This is a genomic window from Actinospineispora spinosispora DSM 44797, from assembly GCF_000429025.1.
In the GTDB taxonomy this organism is placed as follows: Bacteria; Actinomycetota; Actinomycetes; order Mycobacteriales; family Pseudonocardiaceae; genus Pseudonocardia; species Pseudonocardia spinosispora.
Genome location: NZ_AUBB01000024.1, coordinates 127,005 through 140,194 on the forward strand (window position 1 = coordinate 127,005; position 13,190 = coordinate 140,194).

14 protein-coding genes and 1 pseudogene are annotated in these 13,190 nt (G+C 67.6%); 6 read left to right on the forward strand and 9 right to left on the reverse strand.

What is annotated here, in order from left to right; genetic code table 11:
* Positions 1–14: 14 nt before the first annotated feature.
* Positions 15–575: pseudogene (locus G406_RS46025) on the forward strand (acyl-CoA dehydrogenase family protein); the annotation flags it as partial.
* On the opposite strand, the gene G406_RS46030 reads toward G406_RS46025, so the two are convergent.
* The 5 genes from G406_RS46030 to G406_RS46040 all read right to left on the reverse strand — a co-directional run bounded on the left by G406_RS46030 (position 538) and on the right by G406_RS46040 (position 6,159).
* On the reverse strand, positions 538–1,836 hold the full coding sequence (locus G406_RS46030; protein ID WP_342666207.1) for an FAD-dependent oxidoreductase: 1,299 nt from the start codon (positions 1,834–1,836) through the stop codon (positions 538–540). The pseudogene G406_RS46025 and the gene G406_RS46030 overlap by 38 nt on opposite strands.
* Positions 1,833–2,090 carry a 4Fe-4S dicluster domain-containing protein gene (locus tag G406_RS59515; protein ID WP_342666208.1) on the reverse strand — a complete coding sequence of 86 codons (258 nt, stop codon included), beginning with the start codon at positions 2,088–2,090 and terminating at the stop codon, positions 1,833–1,835. Before G406_RS59515 ends, G406_RS46030 begins: the two co-directional genes overlap by 4 nt.
* On the reverse strand, positions 2,087–4,276 hold the full coding sequence (locus tag G406_RS46035) for a molybdopterin-containing oxidoreductase family protein (RefSeq protein ID WP_051341918.1): 2,190 nt from the start codon (positions 4,274–4,276) through the stop codon (positions 2,087–2,089). The genes G406_RS59515 and G406_RS46035 overlap by 4 nt, the downstream gene beginning before the upstream one ends.
* Positions 4,276–5,430: an aromatic ring-hydroxylating oxygenase subunit alpha gene (locus G406_RS0110565; RefSeq protein ID WP_028933808.1), complete on the reverse strand. Its 1,155-nt coding sequence runs from the start codon at positions 5,428–5,430 to the stop codon at positions 4,276–4,278. The genes G406_RS46035 and G406_RS0110565 overlap by 1 nt, the downstream gene beginning before the upstream one ends.
* Before the next feature lie 69 nt (positions 5,431–5,499).
* Complete coding sequence (locus G406_RS46040) at positions 5,500–6,159, reverse strand: O-methyltransferase (RefSeq protein ID WP_051341919.1); 660 nt, start codon at positions 6,157–6,159, stop codon at positions 5,500–5,502.
* Positions 6,160–6,314: 155 nt separating this feature from the next.
* On the opposite strand from G406_RS46040, the gene G406_RS0110575 reads away from it, so the two are divergent.
* Positions 6,315–6,923, forward strand: a complete 609-nt coding sequence (locus tag G406_RS0110575; RefSeq protein ID WP_028933809.1) for a TetR/AcrR family transcriptional regulator — start codon at positions 6,315–6,317, stop codon at positions 6,921–6,923.
* Positions 6,924–6,999: 76 nt separating this feature from the next.
* On the opposite strand, the gene G406_RS46045 is transcribed toward G406_RS0110575, so the two are convergent.
* Positions 7,000–7,647 carry a TetR/AcrR family transcriptional regulator gene (locus G406_RS46045; protein ID WP_051341920.1) on the reverse strand — a complete coding sequence of 216 codons (648 nt, stop codon included), beginning with the start codon at positions 7,645–7,647 and terminating at the stop codon, positions 7,000–7,002.
* Positions 7,648–7,764: 117 nt separating this feature from the next.
* Between G406_RS46045 and G406_RS0110585 the strand changes: the two genes are divergently transcribed.
* Positions 7,765–8,595: a mycofactocin-coupled SDR family oxidoreductase gene (locus G406_RS0110585; RefSeq protein WP_028933810.1), complete on the forward strand. Its 831-nt coding sequence runs from the start codon at positions 7,765–7,767 to the stop codon at positions 8,593–8,595.
* A 3-nt stretch (positions 8,596–8,598) separates the two neighbouring features.
* On the opposite strand, the gene G406_RS53845 is transcribed toward G406_RS0110585, so the two are convergent.
* Together G406_RS53845 and G406_RS0110595 are read right to left on the reverse strand one after the other, a co-directional pair.
* Positions 8,599–9,213, reverse strand: coding sequence for a TetR/AcrR family transcriptional regulator (locus G406_RS53845; RefSeq protein WP_051341921.1), 615 nt, complete (start codon positions 9,211–9,213; stop codon positions 8,599–8,601).
* Between the two features lie 86 nt (positions 9,214–9,299).
* Positions 9,300–10,088, reverse strand: coding sequence for an SDR family NAD(P)-dependent oxidoreductase (locus G406_RS0110595; protein WP_028933811.1), 789 nt, complete (start codon positions 10,086–10,088; stop codon positions 9,300–9,302).
* 131 nt (positions 10,089–10,219) lie between these two features.
* Here G406_RS0110595 and G406_RS0110600 point away from each other — a divergent pair, with 131 nt between their 5' ends.
* Positions 10,220–11,422 (forward strand): cytochrome P450, encoded by a 1,203-nt coding sequence (locus tag G406_RS0110600; protein WP_028933812.1) that lies wholly within the window; start codon positions 10,220–10,222, stop codon positions 11,420–11,422.
* A 41-nt stretch (positions 11,423–11,463) separates the two neighbouring features.
* On the opposite strand, the gene G406_RS0110605 is transcribed toward G406_RS0110600, so the two are convergent.
* Positions 11,464–12,087, reverse strand: coding sequence for a TetR/AcrR family transcriptional regulator (locus G406_RS0110605; RefSeq protein ID WP_028933813.1), 624 nt, complete (start codon positions 12,085–12,087; stop codon positions 11,464–11,466).
* Between G406_RS0110605 and G406_RS59350 the strand changes: the two genes are divergently transcribed.
* Both G406_RS59350 and G406_RS0110610 read left to right on the forward strand, forming a co-directional pair.
* Positions 12,086–12,208 (forward strand): hypothetical protein, encoded by a 123-nt coding sequence (locus G406_RS59350; protein WP_281172419.1) that lies wholly within the window; start codon positions 12,086–12,088, stop codon positions 12,206–12,208. The two genes, G406_RS0110605 and G406_RS59350, sit on opposite strands and share 2 nt — an antisense overlap.
* Positions 12,209–12,300: 92 nt before the next feature.
* Complete coding sequence (locus G406_RS0110610) at positions 12,301–13,170, forward strand: SDR family NAD(P)-dependent oxidoreductase (RefSeq protein WP_028933814.1); 870 nt, start codon at positions 12,301–12,303, stop codon at positions 13,168–13,170.
* Positions 13,171–13,190: the final 20 nt, after the last annotated feature.

Below are 13,190 nucleotides of genomic sequence, written 5' to 3' on the forward strand. Positions count from 1 at the left end.
TCACTGAGGACCACGAGGCCTATCGCGGGGCGGTGCGCACCTTCATCGAGCGGCACGTGGCGCCGTTCGTCGAGGACTGGGAGCGGGAGCGCCTCGTGCCGAGAGAGCCGTGGCTGGAAGCCGGGCGACAGGGTTTCCTCGCCCTGTCCGTGCCCGAGGAGTTCGGCGGTGCCGGGGTCGGCGACCACCGGTTCCAGGCAGCGGCGACCGAGGAGTTCGCCAAGATCGGCGCCATCGCGATGTCCGAACCCGCTACCGGCAGCGTCGCGGCGCCTTCCGACCCGGACGCCGGGTCGCGCGGCATCAGCCTGTTCGTCGTGGAACGCAAAACACCCGCCTTCGAGCGAGGGCGCAAGCTCGACAAGATCGGGCTGCACGGTCAGGACACCGCCGAGCTCAGCTTCACCGACGCGCGCATCCCGGCCGAGAACCTGCTCGGCACCGCGGGGCGCGGATTGGTGCACCTAATGGAGCGTCTGCGCAGCTCACCTGCCGTGAGTGGCGAGTGGTCCGGGAGGACCACTCGCCACTCACGGCTCAGCGGGCGTGCGCGAGCAGCTGGGGCAGGTCGGTGAGCTTGACCCTGGGACGGTGCAGCGCGGCGCCCTGGCGGCGCTCGTGGGTGTCGATGGCCGTCCAACCGTCGATACCGATGGGGTCCGCCGCACGGTCGGTCACCAGTGAGTCGAAGCCGTCCACCGGATCGGGCAGGTGTCCGGCGCGGGCGTCGTCCAGCAGCGCCCTGACCGTCTCGGCGGCGTCGTGCTTGTTCGTCCCGATCACCCCGGTCGGTCCGCGCTTGATCCATCCCGCGACGTACACACCCGGTTCGACCCTTCCCCCGGTGTGCGGCACGGTGCCCGAGCGCTGATCGAACGGCAGCCCGTCGATCGGCTGTCCCCGGTAGCCGATCGAGCGCAGCACCAGACCCGTGTCGAGGTCGGTGGTCGTGTCGGTCGGCACCGCGCGGCCGTCGCGCAGCTCGTTGTGGCACACCCGGATGCCGCTCGCCCGGTCGCCGCCAAGGATGTCGACCGGCGAGCTGAGGAATCGGAAGACGATCCTGCGACGGGCTCCTCGAGGCTCGCGCTCGGCGAGCTCGCGCAGCAGCCTGAGCTTCAGCCGGTCCCCGTATGCCCTGGGCTCCGCGCCGTCACCCAGGTCTCCCTCGACCACGACGTCCACGTCGTCTCGTTGCGTCAACGCGAGCAGCTCCGGGCTGGTGAACGCGGCGGTGTCGGGCCCCCGGCGGGCCAGCAGCACCACCTCTTCCACCCGGCTGTCCCGCAGCGCTGCCAGGGCGTGGTCGGCGATGTCGGTGCGAGTCAGCTCGTCGACCGGCCAGGTGAGGACCCTGGCGATGTCGAGCGCCACGTTGCCGTTGCCGACGACGACTACGCGCGGCGAGGTCAGGTCGAAGGACCGGCCGGAGAAGTCCGGGTGGCCGTTGTACCAGGCCACGAACTCGGTGGCCGTGTGTGAACCTGCCTTGTCCTCGCCCGGGATGCCCAGCTGCCTGCTGCCCGATGCGCCGACCGCGTACACCACGGCGTGGTGGTGTGAACGCAGCTCGGCGTGGGAGATGTCGGAGCCGATGGCGACGTTAAAGTGGCACCGGACCCGGGGGTTGCGCAGCAGGCGCCCGAACCCCACCTGCACCTTCTTCGTCTTCTGGTGATCGGGAGCCACACCGGCACGGACGAGCCCGAACGGTGTCGGCAACCGGTCAAGCACCGTGACCGACTCGACGATGTCCGCATCGTTGCCGAGCAGATGACCCAGCGCGTACATCCCCGCCGGGCCGGTTCCGACTACGGCGACCCGCAGACCGCTCATCGGGACGTGAAGTAGTCGGCGTTGATCGCGAGGTAGGGCACCATCGGCTCCGGAAGGTCGAAATCGGGATGGATCGCCTCGACCGGGCACGCCTCGAAGCAGGCGTCACAGTCGATGCACGAGCTCGGGTCGATGTAGAGCTGTTCCGCCGTCGCGTAGTCCGGTGACGAGGGCAGCGGATGAATGCAGTCCGCCGGGCAGACATCCGCGCAGACCGCGTCGTTGCAGCAGCTCTGGGTGATCACATAGGTCATCGCGCCGCTTCTTCCCGCTCGGGAACGCCGGAGACCACCCGGACCGGTTCCACCCGGACGGCGGTCGAGTTGAACGCCGGTGTCTGGGACAGCGGATCGAGGCGTCGGTTGTCGACGAGCAGATTGCGGTTCACCCCGATCCGGTCGGCGGCACCGCCCCCGGCCGGATCGAACTGCCCTCCGCCCCAGCCGTGGGCACAGGCCACGACGCCCGGTCGGATCCGCTCGGACAGCTCGACGGTCAGCTCGATCGAACCGAGCGGCGAGGTGACCCGGACCTGGTCGCCGTCGCCGATCCCGAGTCGGTCGGCGTCGTCGGGGTGCATCTCCAGCGGGTTGGCGCGGGTGGTCGTGAGCCCGGGTGACTCGTTGAGCCAGGAGTTCATCGCCTCGCGGACACGCTTGCCCGTCAGCAGGAACGGATAGTCGGTGTTCTCGACCGTCGGGTCGCGCAGTGCCGCTCGTGTCGCGTCGAGGAAGGCCGGCGGCGCGATCCGTACCGCGCCCCCGGGGTGCGCGATGATGCCGGCGAGGTCGCCGTAGCGCTTCCGCGCGTACCGCAGGCCGTGGGGAGCGTTCAGCACGTCCCGGTACTTCACCCGCCGGCCAGCCTTGATCATTCCGGCGGACACCCAGTTCGGGTTCATGGCCAGCCCCGGCCGACCGGTCCATCCCGCGAGTTTCCGCATGACCTTGACAAAGATGTTCACCCCGGGCCTGCCGAACAGGTTGCGCCCCATCTTCAGCGCGAGCGCCTCGAAGAACTCCCACTCCTCCATGACACCCTCGGGCTTGGCGAGGGCCTGCGCGCCGTAGTGGATGTAGGGCTGTTCCTGCAGCGAGGCGAACAGCGGGGACAGCTCCGCGCGCTCCAGCCAGTGAGTGCCGGGGATCAGCCAGTCGGCGTGGCGATGGCTTTCGCGCTGGACCAGGTCGATGGCGACCAAGAAGTCCAGCTGCTCCAGCGCCTCGTCCAGCGCACGTCCGTCCGGACCGGACACCACCGGGTTGCCGAAGGCGATCATCATCGCCCGGATCCGGCCGTCGCCGGGCGTGGTGATCTCCTCCGGGAGCTCGGACAGCGAGTGGAACCCGACGATGGCAGGCAGGCCGCGCACCCGGGTGCGGTGCACGCTCGCCGGCGCGAACAGCGACATCACCTTGGGGATGTCGATGACGCCCCGCTCGAAACGTCGTCCGCCGGGTCGGTCGGTCCGGTCGGTGATCAGGTTGAGCACGTGCGACAGCCACTCGCCGACGGTGCCCATCTCGTTCTGCGAGACGCCCGTGTGGCACACGCACATCGCCCGGTGCGCTCCGGCGAACCGTCGGGCGACGTCGGAGATGACGGTGGCATCGACGCCGCACCGGGCGGCCAGGTCGTCGAGGTCCGCCTCCGCGACGAGACGCCGCAGGTCGTCCACGCCCTCGATCGGCAATGTCGTGGACAGTCGTTCCAGACCCCGATCGAGTATGACCTTGACGAGCCCGAGCAGGAACGCCCAGTCGCGGCCCGGCAGAACAGCGACGTGGGTGTCGGCGTTGCGAGCGGTGGCCGAACGGCGAGGGTCGACGACGATCACATCCGCGCCGGCCGCCTGGCGTTTCAGCACCCGCTGCCAGCCTCGGGGGTTGTTCTCCATCCAGTTGAACTTGGAGACCGCCGGGTCCATGCCCACGAGCAGGAAGCAGTCGCTCTCGTCGATGTCCGGGACGAGCGAGACAAGCTCCACCCCGTAGAGCGCCTGCGCGACGACGTGCCCGTTGTTCTGGTCGATGGAACCGACCCAGTACCGGTTGCCGGTCCCGATGGCGTCCAGCAGCCCCGTCCACCACGTCGTGGTGGAGAACGAGAACCCCATCGGATTGCCGTGGTAGGTGCCGACCGCATCCGGCCCGTGGCGGTCGATGACCTCGCCGAGACGCCGTGCGATGTCGGTGATGGCCTCGTCGTAGGTGGCTCGGACGTACCGATCGCCCACTCGCTTCATCGGCGTGGTGATCCGCCGAGGATGCTCGACCACCTCCGCCGCGGTCTTGCCCTTCCGACAGAAGTCACCCCAGGTGTAGGGGTTCTGCCGGTCGGGCTCGATCGACATGACCTTGTTGCGCTCCCGGTCCACCGTGACCTCCAGGCCGCAGCCGGCCACGCAGATCCGGCAGAACGTCGTGACCACGTGGCTCATCAGTCCGTCCCGTCGACGTCGCGGGCGAGCTGGGCGTGCAGCAGCTGGGTGGCTTTCTCGTTGCGTCCGAGGATCATGTCCGGCGGCTCGGTGTGCGCCAGACCGTCGGAGATCGTCCTCGCCACCACCCAGTCCTCCTGCTCCACGGTCCTGAGCAGCAGGTCCCAGTTCTTCTCGAAGAACCTGACCGCTTTCTCCGACGTCGGCAGGGTCGGCACCAGGAACATCAGGGTGACCAGGCACCTGGTCAGGTCGGTCGGGTCCGGCCGAACGGTCCACGCCTCGAAGTGCCCCGGCTCAGTGGCGATCACGACGCCCGGATAGATGGTGAAGTTGGTGATGGCGTACTTGGCGAACTCGTCGAGGTCGATGTTCTCGTCGCGGAACTTCTCGATACCCCGCCGCGCGACGGCCATCCGCCAGTTCTTGCCGTACGAGTCGACCTTGTAGATGTTGGTGTGGAAGAACGGGCCGACGGTCTCCGGGTGCACGAACTGCAGGTGGTAGGCATCGGTGAGGCCGTCCATGACGACCTTCCAGTTCATGTCGAGCCGGAAGGACCGCGTGCGGAAGACCTTGGCCTCGCTCACCCCGGAGGCCTGGACGTCCAGATCCATCTCGGGGCCGACGTGCGCGGTCATGTCGAGCTCGGCACCGGCGGTGGGGAGCACCCAGACCAGGCCGGCGTACTCGTCGGCGGGGTACTCGGCGAGCGCGTACTCCCGGCGGTCCATCCCAACGAAGCCGTCGTCGAACGGGATGTTCCGGATTCCGCCGTCGCGGTTGTAGCACCACTTGTGGTACGGACAGTTGAACATCTTGCGGCGGCCCGACGGGCGGGTCTCGACCTGCGCGCCTCGGTGGCGACAGATGTTGACCAGCGCCCGTACCTCGCCGTCGTCCTGGCGGACCAGCAGCAGTGGCGTGCCGGCGAGATCGACGGTCAGGAAGCAGCCCGGGTCGGGCAGCTGCGACGAATGGGCGACCACCATGGGGTGCGTCTTGAACACCTTGTCGTGCTCCCGCGCGAGGTAGGCGGGATCGGTGTAGCGCCAGGAGTCGACCCGCATGGTCGAGTCCGCGTAGTCCGTCGTACGGGTGTCCACGAAGCCGACGAGATGTTTGCGCAGCTCTTCCTTGCTGTTCCTGTGCATCGACGCCCGCTTTCTAACGAATGACGTAATCTGTCGAATGTATCATTCGATTGTCGTTCGTTCGAGCGCTCAGGCGACAACGGACAGCACCCCGAAGTCGAGGACCGAGGTGCGGAATCCGCTCGTGGGGTCACGCACGTGATCCAGGTAGTCGGGTTCGTGGCTGTCGTTGAGCACGAGGGCGCCCGGTCGCAGTCCGGGCCGGATCAGTTCGAGCACGCTCAGCGCCAGGGAGGGTGCGCCCAGCTCGGGCCAGCCGTCCAGGTAGGCGAGGTCCACCGGGCCCGGCAGGCTCCGCAGCGTGTCGAGCGGGTTGCCGAGGCGCAGATCGACATAGTCGATCAGGCCCGCCTCGGTCAGGTTGTGTCGCGCCGCACTGCGCCGGTCTTTCCGGTGGTCAGAGCTGATGACCGTTCCGGCGCCGTTGTCCCGCAGGGCTGCCGCGCAGTAGATCGCGGTGGCGCCGGCCGAGGTGGAGAAGTCCACGACTCGACGCGCGCCGATCGAGCGGCACATGAGGTACAGGAACTCTCCCTGTCCGGGGCGAAGCGAGTAGCCGAAGTCGCCCAGCTCGTCGGCGGCGCGTGGAAGCCCGGATGGCGCGGCTCGGGCATCGTCCGCCGCTCGCTGTGCGTCCGAGTAGATCCGCTCCAGGACGAGCTCGATTCGCGGGTCCCTCAGTATGTGGGACGTTCCGGCAAGGATGTGGTTGATCAGGCGCCGAGCCACGATCCTCCTCGATTTGTTATGCCTTATCGATAGACGAAACGTGTCAATCGTCTCATGTAGTGGTGAGTCGTGTGGAGGGCTCGGGCGATGCGGCACGCGCTCCCTGTCGGGTGCATGTCCTAAGCTCCGGTCGACACCGGGCGAGGGGGGTGCGCATGGCTCGCGGACGAGGACCGTTCGCCGGAGGTCTCGAGCAGGCGCGGCGCCAGCTGATCAAGGCTGCGGAGGCGTGCTTCGCGGACTACGGGCTGACGCGCACCAGGATGGACGACGTCGCCCGTCGAGCGGGGGTGTCCCGACCCACCGTGTATCGGTACTTCCGCGATCGGGATGCGCTCGTCGCCGCCGTCATCGAGCGTCGTGCGACCCGGTTCGCCGCGCGGGCACGCGAGTACATCGGGCAGTTTCCCGAGTTCGCGGACAAGGTCGTCGAGGGTCTGGCGTTCGCGATCGCGGCGGGTCGCGGCGATGAGATCGTCAGCAAGCTCGTCGAACCGGAGAGTCTGAGCTTGGCCACCGACGTCCTGACCGGGTCCAACTTCGCCCAGGAGCTGACCGACGAGCTGTGGCGGCCGATCTTCGAAGCAGCACAGAGTGCCGGACAGATGCGACCGGAGCTGGACCCCTTCGAGATCAGTTCGTGGTTCTCCGACATCGAGCTGATGCTCGTGGGGCGCCCGGACCTGGTCGATGCCGGTGACACGGACTTCCGCGAGACCATCCGGCACTTCGTTCTGCCCGCGCTGTTGCCCGACGTCGGGTGAGCGTGTGGCTGATTCCATGATCACCACCGTCTGAGGGCTGTTTTTTGGCGCGAAAACAGCCCTCAGACGGTGGTGATCATGGAGGGAGTGTGTGGCCGGCGGGTGGCGCGGCCCGATGCAGCGCCGGGGTCACGAGCCGGTGCAGTGTGGCCCGGTGGACGTCCTGTGCGCCGGGAGAGCGATCCACCCGGCCCACCATGATCAGCTCGACGAACAACAGCCATCGACAGGCGCGGGTCACGTCGATCCCGTCGAGGATCTCCTGTGCCGCTTCGGCCTCGCGCAGGAACGGTGCCCAGAGCGAGTCGTTGAACTCGATGGCGAGCTGAGCGCCCGCATCGAGGCGGCCGAGAGCCTGGAGCGGCTCGGGCACCAGCAGCAACCGCAGCACATGGTCCTGTCGGGCCTGATTGACGAGGAACAGGATGCCGTCCACGATCTTGGCGTCGATGCTGGCCCTGGTCGAGGCGAACGCGCGGACACGTTCGCACAGCTGCCAGGCGCGCGCCACGACGACAGCCACGACGAGGTCCTCCTTGGCCGCGAAGTGTCGGTAGATCGTCGGGCGTGACAGGCCCGCCTCAGCGGCAACGTCCTCCATCGTCGTCTTGTCGATGCCGCCGCGGTCGTAGCAGGCGGAGGCGGCGGCCACGATCCGGGACGACTGGGTGCCCGGGGGGCTGCTGACGATGCGCTGCGCCTCGGTGTCCTGGCGCGCGTTCATCGTTGCCTCCTCCCGTCGAACAGACGCCGAAAGTACCGCAGCCGAGATCTGGGAGCGCACCAAGACTGTCTGATACAAATGACGTAACTTGACAGTCGTTAGATACGAGGTGTGCAGATGGGCAGACTCACCGGCAAGGTCGCTCTCATTTCGGGAGCCGCCCGAGGCCAGGGCCGTTCGCATGCGGTCCGTCTCGCGGAGGAAGGCGCCGACATCATCGCGTTCGATCGCTGCGAACCGATCGGATCGGTGCCCTACGACCTGGCGACCGAGGCCGATCTCGACGACACGGTCAAATCGGTCGAAGCACTGGACCGGCGGATCGTGGCGCGCAAGGTCGACGTCCGGGACACCGCCGGGCTGGCCGCGCTCGTCGAGGAGGGTGTCGCCGAGTTCGGTCGGCTCGACTGCGTCGCGGCCAACGCCGGGATCATGCCGCTGCAGCCCTTCGCCGAGACCTCCGACGAGCTCTGGGAGGACGTGATCGGGACCAACCTGACCGGGGTGTTCAAGACCGTTCGGGCCGCCCTGCCCGCGATGCTGGCCGGTGGCCGGGGTGGGTCCATCGTGATCACCTCGTCCACCGCTGGTGCGAAGGGCGTGCCCAACACCGCTCCCTACACCGCCGCAAAGCACGGGGTGATCGGGCTGACCAGGGTGATCGCCAACGAATACGGCCAGCACTGGATCCGTGCCAACGCTCTGCTCCCCACCTCGGTCGGCACAGACATGATCTTCAATCAGGCCACCTACTCGATCATGACCGGCGGTGTCCCCGACGCCACTCGGGAGATGGCCGCACCGGGTTTCGCCTCGCTGAACACGCTGCCGGTGCCGTGGATCGAGCCGATCGACGTGAGCAATGCCCTGGTCTGGTTGTGTTCGGACGAGGCGCGTTTCATCACCGGAGCCGCCCTGTCGGTCGACGCCGGTTCGATCCAGAAGTGAGGTTCAGGCGCCGGCGCGCAGGAAGGCCGGCGCCAGGAACCGTCGCAGCATCTCCTGCTTGTAGCTCAACGGCTGGTCGTCGTAGTCCTGCCAGCCGATCAGCATGAAGTTGATCGAGGTGAGCCAGCGGTAGGCCATCCGCTCGTCGAAGTCCTCGGGTAGGAGCCCGTCGCTGGCTGCTTTGTGCAGCGTCGGCGACCACACGGCGTCGGCGAACGCGGTCGCCGTGCCCTGCTCGATCATCAGCTCGTTGGTGAAATGGTCGCTGTCCGAGCGCAGCAGCTCCCGGATGAACTGGTCGTTGCGTCCGATGTCGACCAGGAACAAGGTTCCGGCGATCAGCTTGTCCGCCAGCGTGGCCTGTTCGTCCAGCAGTCGGTGCACCTTGCTGACGAGTTTGCCCGCGCGATGATCGACGATGCTCTTGATCAGCGAGTCGCGGTCACCGAAGTATCGGTAGAGCGTCGGACGGGACACGCCGGCGGCTGCCGCGATCTCGTCCATCGTGACCCGCCGCACGCCGTAGCGCTCGAAGCACTCCTCGGCGGTCTTGAGCAACGAGAGCTGAGCGGCCTCCGCATCGTTGGGCAGCGACCGCGCGCTGCGTCGGCCAGCCAAAGAGAACTCCTCGAATGCGCACGTCAGGGGCAGTTGATGAACCTGAAAAGCATATCAGGGCGACCTTGTCGGACCCGGCAAAGGCGCTAGTGACCGGACATCCCGCCGTCCACCGCGAGCGTGGCGCCGGTGATGTAGCTGGAGGCGGGGGAGGCGAGGAACAGGACCGCGGCGTCGAGCTCGCGTTGGGTGCCGAGCCGGTTCAGCGGGGTTCGGTCGAGGAACGGTGCCAGCGTCTCGGGCGTCATCTCGGCGGTCATCTCGGTGGTGACGAAACCGGGTGCCACGGCATTGACCCGGATGCCCCGGCGGCCGGACCACTGCTGGGACAGGTCCCGGGTCAGTCCGATGAGTCCCGCCTTGCTGGCCGAGTAGGCGGCCTGTGGCAGGACGGAGGCGACCAGACCGAGCACGCTCGCCACGTTGACGATGCTCGATCCGGGCTCCATCCTCCGGGCGCAGGCCTGTGCCATCCAGTAGGCGCCCATGAGGTTGGTCTCCACGACCCGGCGGAAGTCGCCTGGCTGTTCCCGAAGCGCCGGGGTGACCGTGGAGATCCCCGCGTTGTTGACCAGGATGTCCACTCGGCCGAGGTCGGTGGCGGCGGCCTCGGCGAGCCGCTCGCACTGTTCCGGTTCGGCCACATCGGTCGGTACCGACACGCATCGGCGGCCGAGTGCTTCGACCGAGGCCGCGGTGCGTTCCAGGGCGGTGACCCGTCGGGCCCCGAGCACGAGGTCGGCTCCCGCCTCGGCCAGTGCGATGGCGAAACCGGCGCCCAGTCCCGAGCTCGCCCCGGTCACCACGGCGACTCGTCCGTCGAGGCGGAAGAGGTCGAGCACACGAGATCTGTCGAGCTCTTCAGGGGTCGTCATGAGGATTCTTCGCCGCCTTCGCTGTCGCTCGCATCGTAACAATGAGACACTTGACGATTCTTGTATCTTGCATCAAGATAAGTCGTCGCCGGACACCACACCCGCAACGCGGCCGGAATGGAGTTCCCGAGTTGACGATCGATCACCAAAGAACGCCCGAGGTCGGTGAGGCTTTCGATCCCGCTGCATTCGACCACTTCAGCCAGGAGTACGCCGAGCGCCCCGAGGGGGTGTGGGCGGCGCTGCGGGAGATCGCCGGGCTGGCCAGGAGTGAGCGGTACGGCGGGTTCCGGATCATCTCTCGCTACGACGAGATCTGTGCGGCCGCACGTAATCCCGCGGTGTTCGCGTCCGGGCAGGGGGTGGCCATCCCCGACCACCAGATGCCGCCGCTGATCCCGGTGGGGATCGACCCGCCACTGCACGGGCAGTACCGCAAGGTGCTGCTGTCCGACCTCGGTCCACCCGCCATCGCGCGCAAGGAGGCGGAGTACCGCGAGCTCGCCGACCAACTGCTCGCACAGATCGGTGAGGGCGAGTTCGACTTCTGCGCGGCGTTCTCCTCGCAGTTCCCGGAGCGGGTCGCGCTGCGCACCATCGGTTTCGACCTGTCCGACCGCGAGCGCATGAGTGCCTGGTTCCACGACATGACCCATCTTCGCGGAATCGACGACGAGGCGGTCGGTGCGGCGATCGCCGCCATGTTCGGCCGGGTCGCCGAGGTCGTTGCGCAGCGGCGGGCGGAGCCTCGGCGGGACGACCTGCTCAGCACCATGCTCGACGGAGAGGTCGACGGTCGAGCGCTGCGCGACGACGAGATCCTGATGTACATCGCGCTGCTGTTGTTCGGCGGTCTGGACACCACGGCCAGCGCGATCGCGGGTGCCTTCCACTACCTCGCGCAGCACCCCGAGGATCGGGCACGCTTGTTGGCCGACGAGGTTGCGTTGGACCGGGCGGTGGAGGAGTTCGTCCGCTGGACCAGCCCGGTCCAGGCGCTGGCTCGGACCGTCACCGAGCCCATCGAGCTGGGCGGATGTCCGCTCGAGGCAGGGGAGAAGGTGCTCCTGCTGTGGGGCGCCGGCAATCGTGACGACACGGTCTTTGAGTCTCCCGACGAGATTCGGCTGGACCGTTTCCCGAACCGTCACCTGGGCTTCGGCATGGGTCCGCACCGGTGCATGGGCTCGCACCTGGCCAAGGTGATGGTCAAGATCGCCATCGAACGAGGGGTGAAGGTGCTCGGGGATTTCGAGCTGGCCGACCCCGCGCGCGTCCGCTGGGCGACGGGCGAGGCGCGCGGCATCGTCGAGCTCCCGCTCCGCAGGCGCTGACCCCTGTGAGTGTTCCGGCCGCCCATAGGCGGCCGGAACACTCACGGGGCGGCGGCCTCCACTCCGGCGAGAAATGCTCGCAGTGACGCCACGAAGAGCTGCTCGGTGTTCGCTTTGTTGGCCCGGCTGGCCGCCGCCAGCTGGGGCATCTGTTCGGGGTCGATGTCGCGGAATGCCATGTCCCCTGCCTCGGCGTCGCGCGAGGCCTCGATCAGCGCGGTACCGATCGTGAGCCGTTCCAGCCCGTCCATGACCAGGACGTGGCTCGACAGCGGCAGACCCGAATGCTCCTTCAGTACGACCGCGTGGAGCTCGTAGAGGGAGACAAGTAGATCCCTGGGGAGGAACTGCACGAGTACCGGCGCGGTGTTGCGGTGCCGCAGGATCGTGCGCCGGAAGTTGACCGAGAGCTCCACGAAGTAGTCGGTCCAGTGCGCGCCCGGCCGCCACGGGGGGCGCTCCGTCTCCAGGACCACCGTCTTTGCCACCTCGACGAGTATCTCGGTCCGGTCGCGGAAGTGGTGGTACAGCGACGGGGTTCGAATGCCGAGAGCGTCGCCCAGCTTCGGCATGCTGAATGCCGCATAGCCGTCCCGGTCCATGAGCGCCAGGGCTGCTTCGACGATGACCCGGCGACTCAGCGTCGGCGGGGTGTAGTTCGTCATGGCAGCGGATTATGCAGCATTGCCCGCCGATCCGGTGTTTTCGTCGATCTTCAACGTGTCGGCCTCGGCACGCTCGACCAGGTTCCGCGGCGTAGCGGGCGTGCTGGACGATCTCGCTTGACGTCTTTTCCCTAAAGCTATAAGGTACTTTCGTTACGTGATTTCCTTGAATGTTTTCAATGCGCGCATGGTGGACGTCGGAGAGGACGTGTCGTGGCGAGGTTGAATGGCAAAGTCGCCGTCATCACCGGGGCAGGCTCAGGCCTGGGGCGCCAGGCCGCCCAGATGTTCGCCGCCGAGGGCGCGAAGGTCGTCGTGATGGACATCCTGGGTGACCGCGCCGAGGGAACCGTCAAGCTCGTCACGGAGCAGGGCGGCGAGGCCGTTTCGGTGGAAGCGGACACGACGGTCGAGGCGGATGTCGCCCGTACCGTCGACACGGCGGTCCGGCGGTTCGGCAAGTTGGACATCATGTGGGCCAATGCCGGGATCGTCTCCCGAGGCGGGGTGCCCTCGGTCCTCGGCGGGGAGCAGCTGGCCTTCGAAGACTTTCCGCTGGAGGACTGGAACAACGTTCTCGCGGTCAACCTCACAGGCTCGTTCCTGTGTGCCAAGCACGCCGTACCTGCCCTGCGTGCCAACGGCGGCGGCGTGATCCTGATGACGTCATCGGCGTCCTCGTTCGTCGCCTACCACAGCATCGCGCCCTACTCGGCGACGAAGGCCGGCATCAACGGCATGGTTCGCGCACTGTCGTTGGACCTGGGCAAGTACGGGATTCGGGTCAACGCGATCGCACCGACCCACGGCATGTCGCCGAACTTCCTGATGGAGCAGGGCGCGCCCGTCGTCGGGCAGTCCTACGAGGAGGTTCAGGGAGCATGGGACCCCTCGGTGTCGCCGATCCCGCTGAAGCTCGACCGCCCACCGTCACTGACCGACAACGCCAACGCCGCCCTGTTCCTCGTCTCGGACGAGGCGGCCTACATCTCGGGGCTCACGCTGCCCACCACGGACGGCGGCACGCTGGCCCGGGTCGCCATGCAGTTCCCCGAGGACATGGCGTCGCACCCGAGCGGCTGAGCGGTCCTCGTCGAAGAACA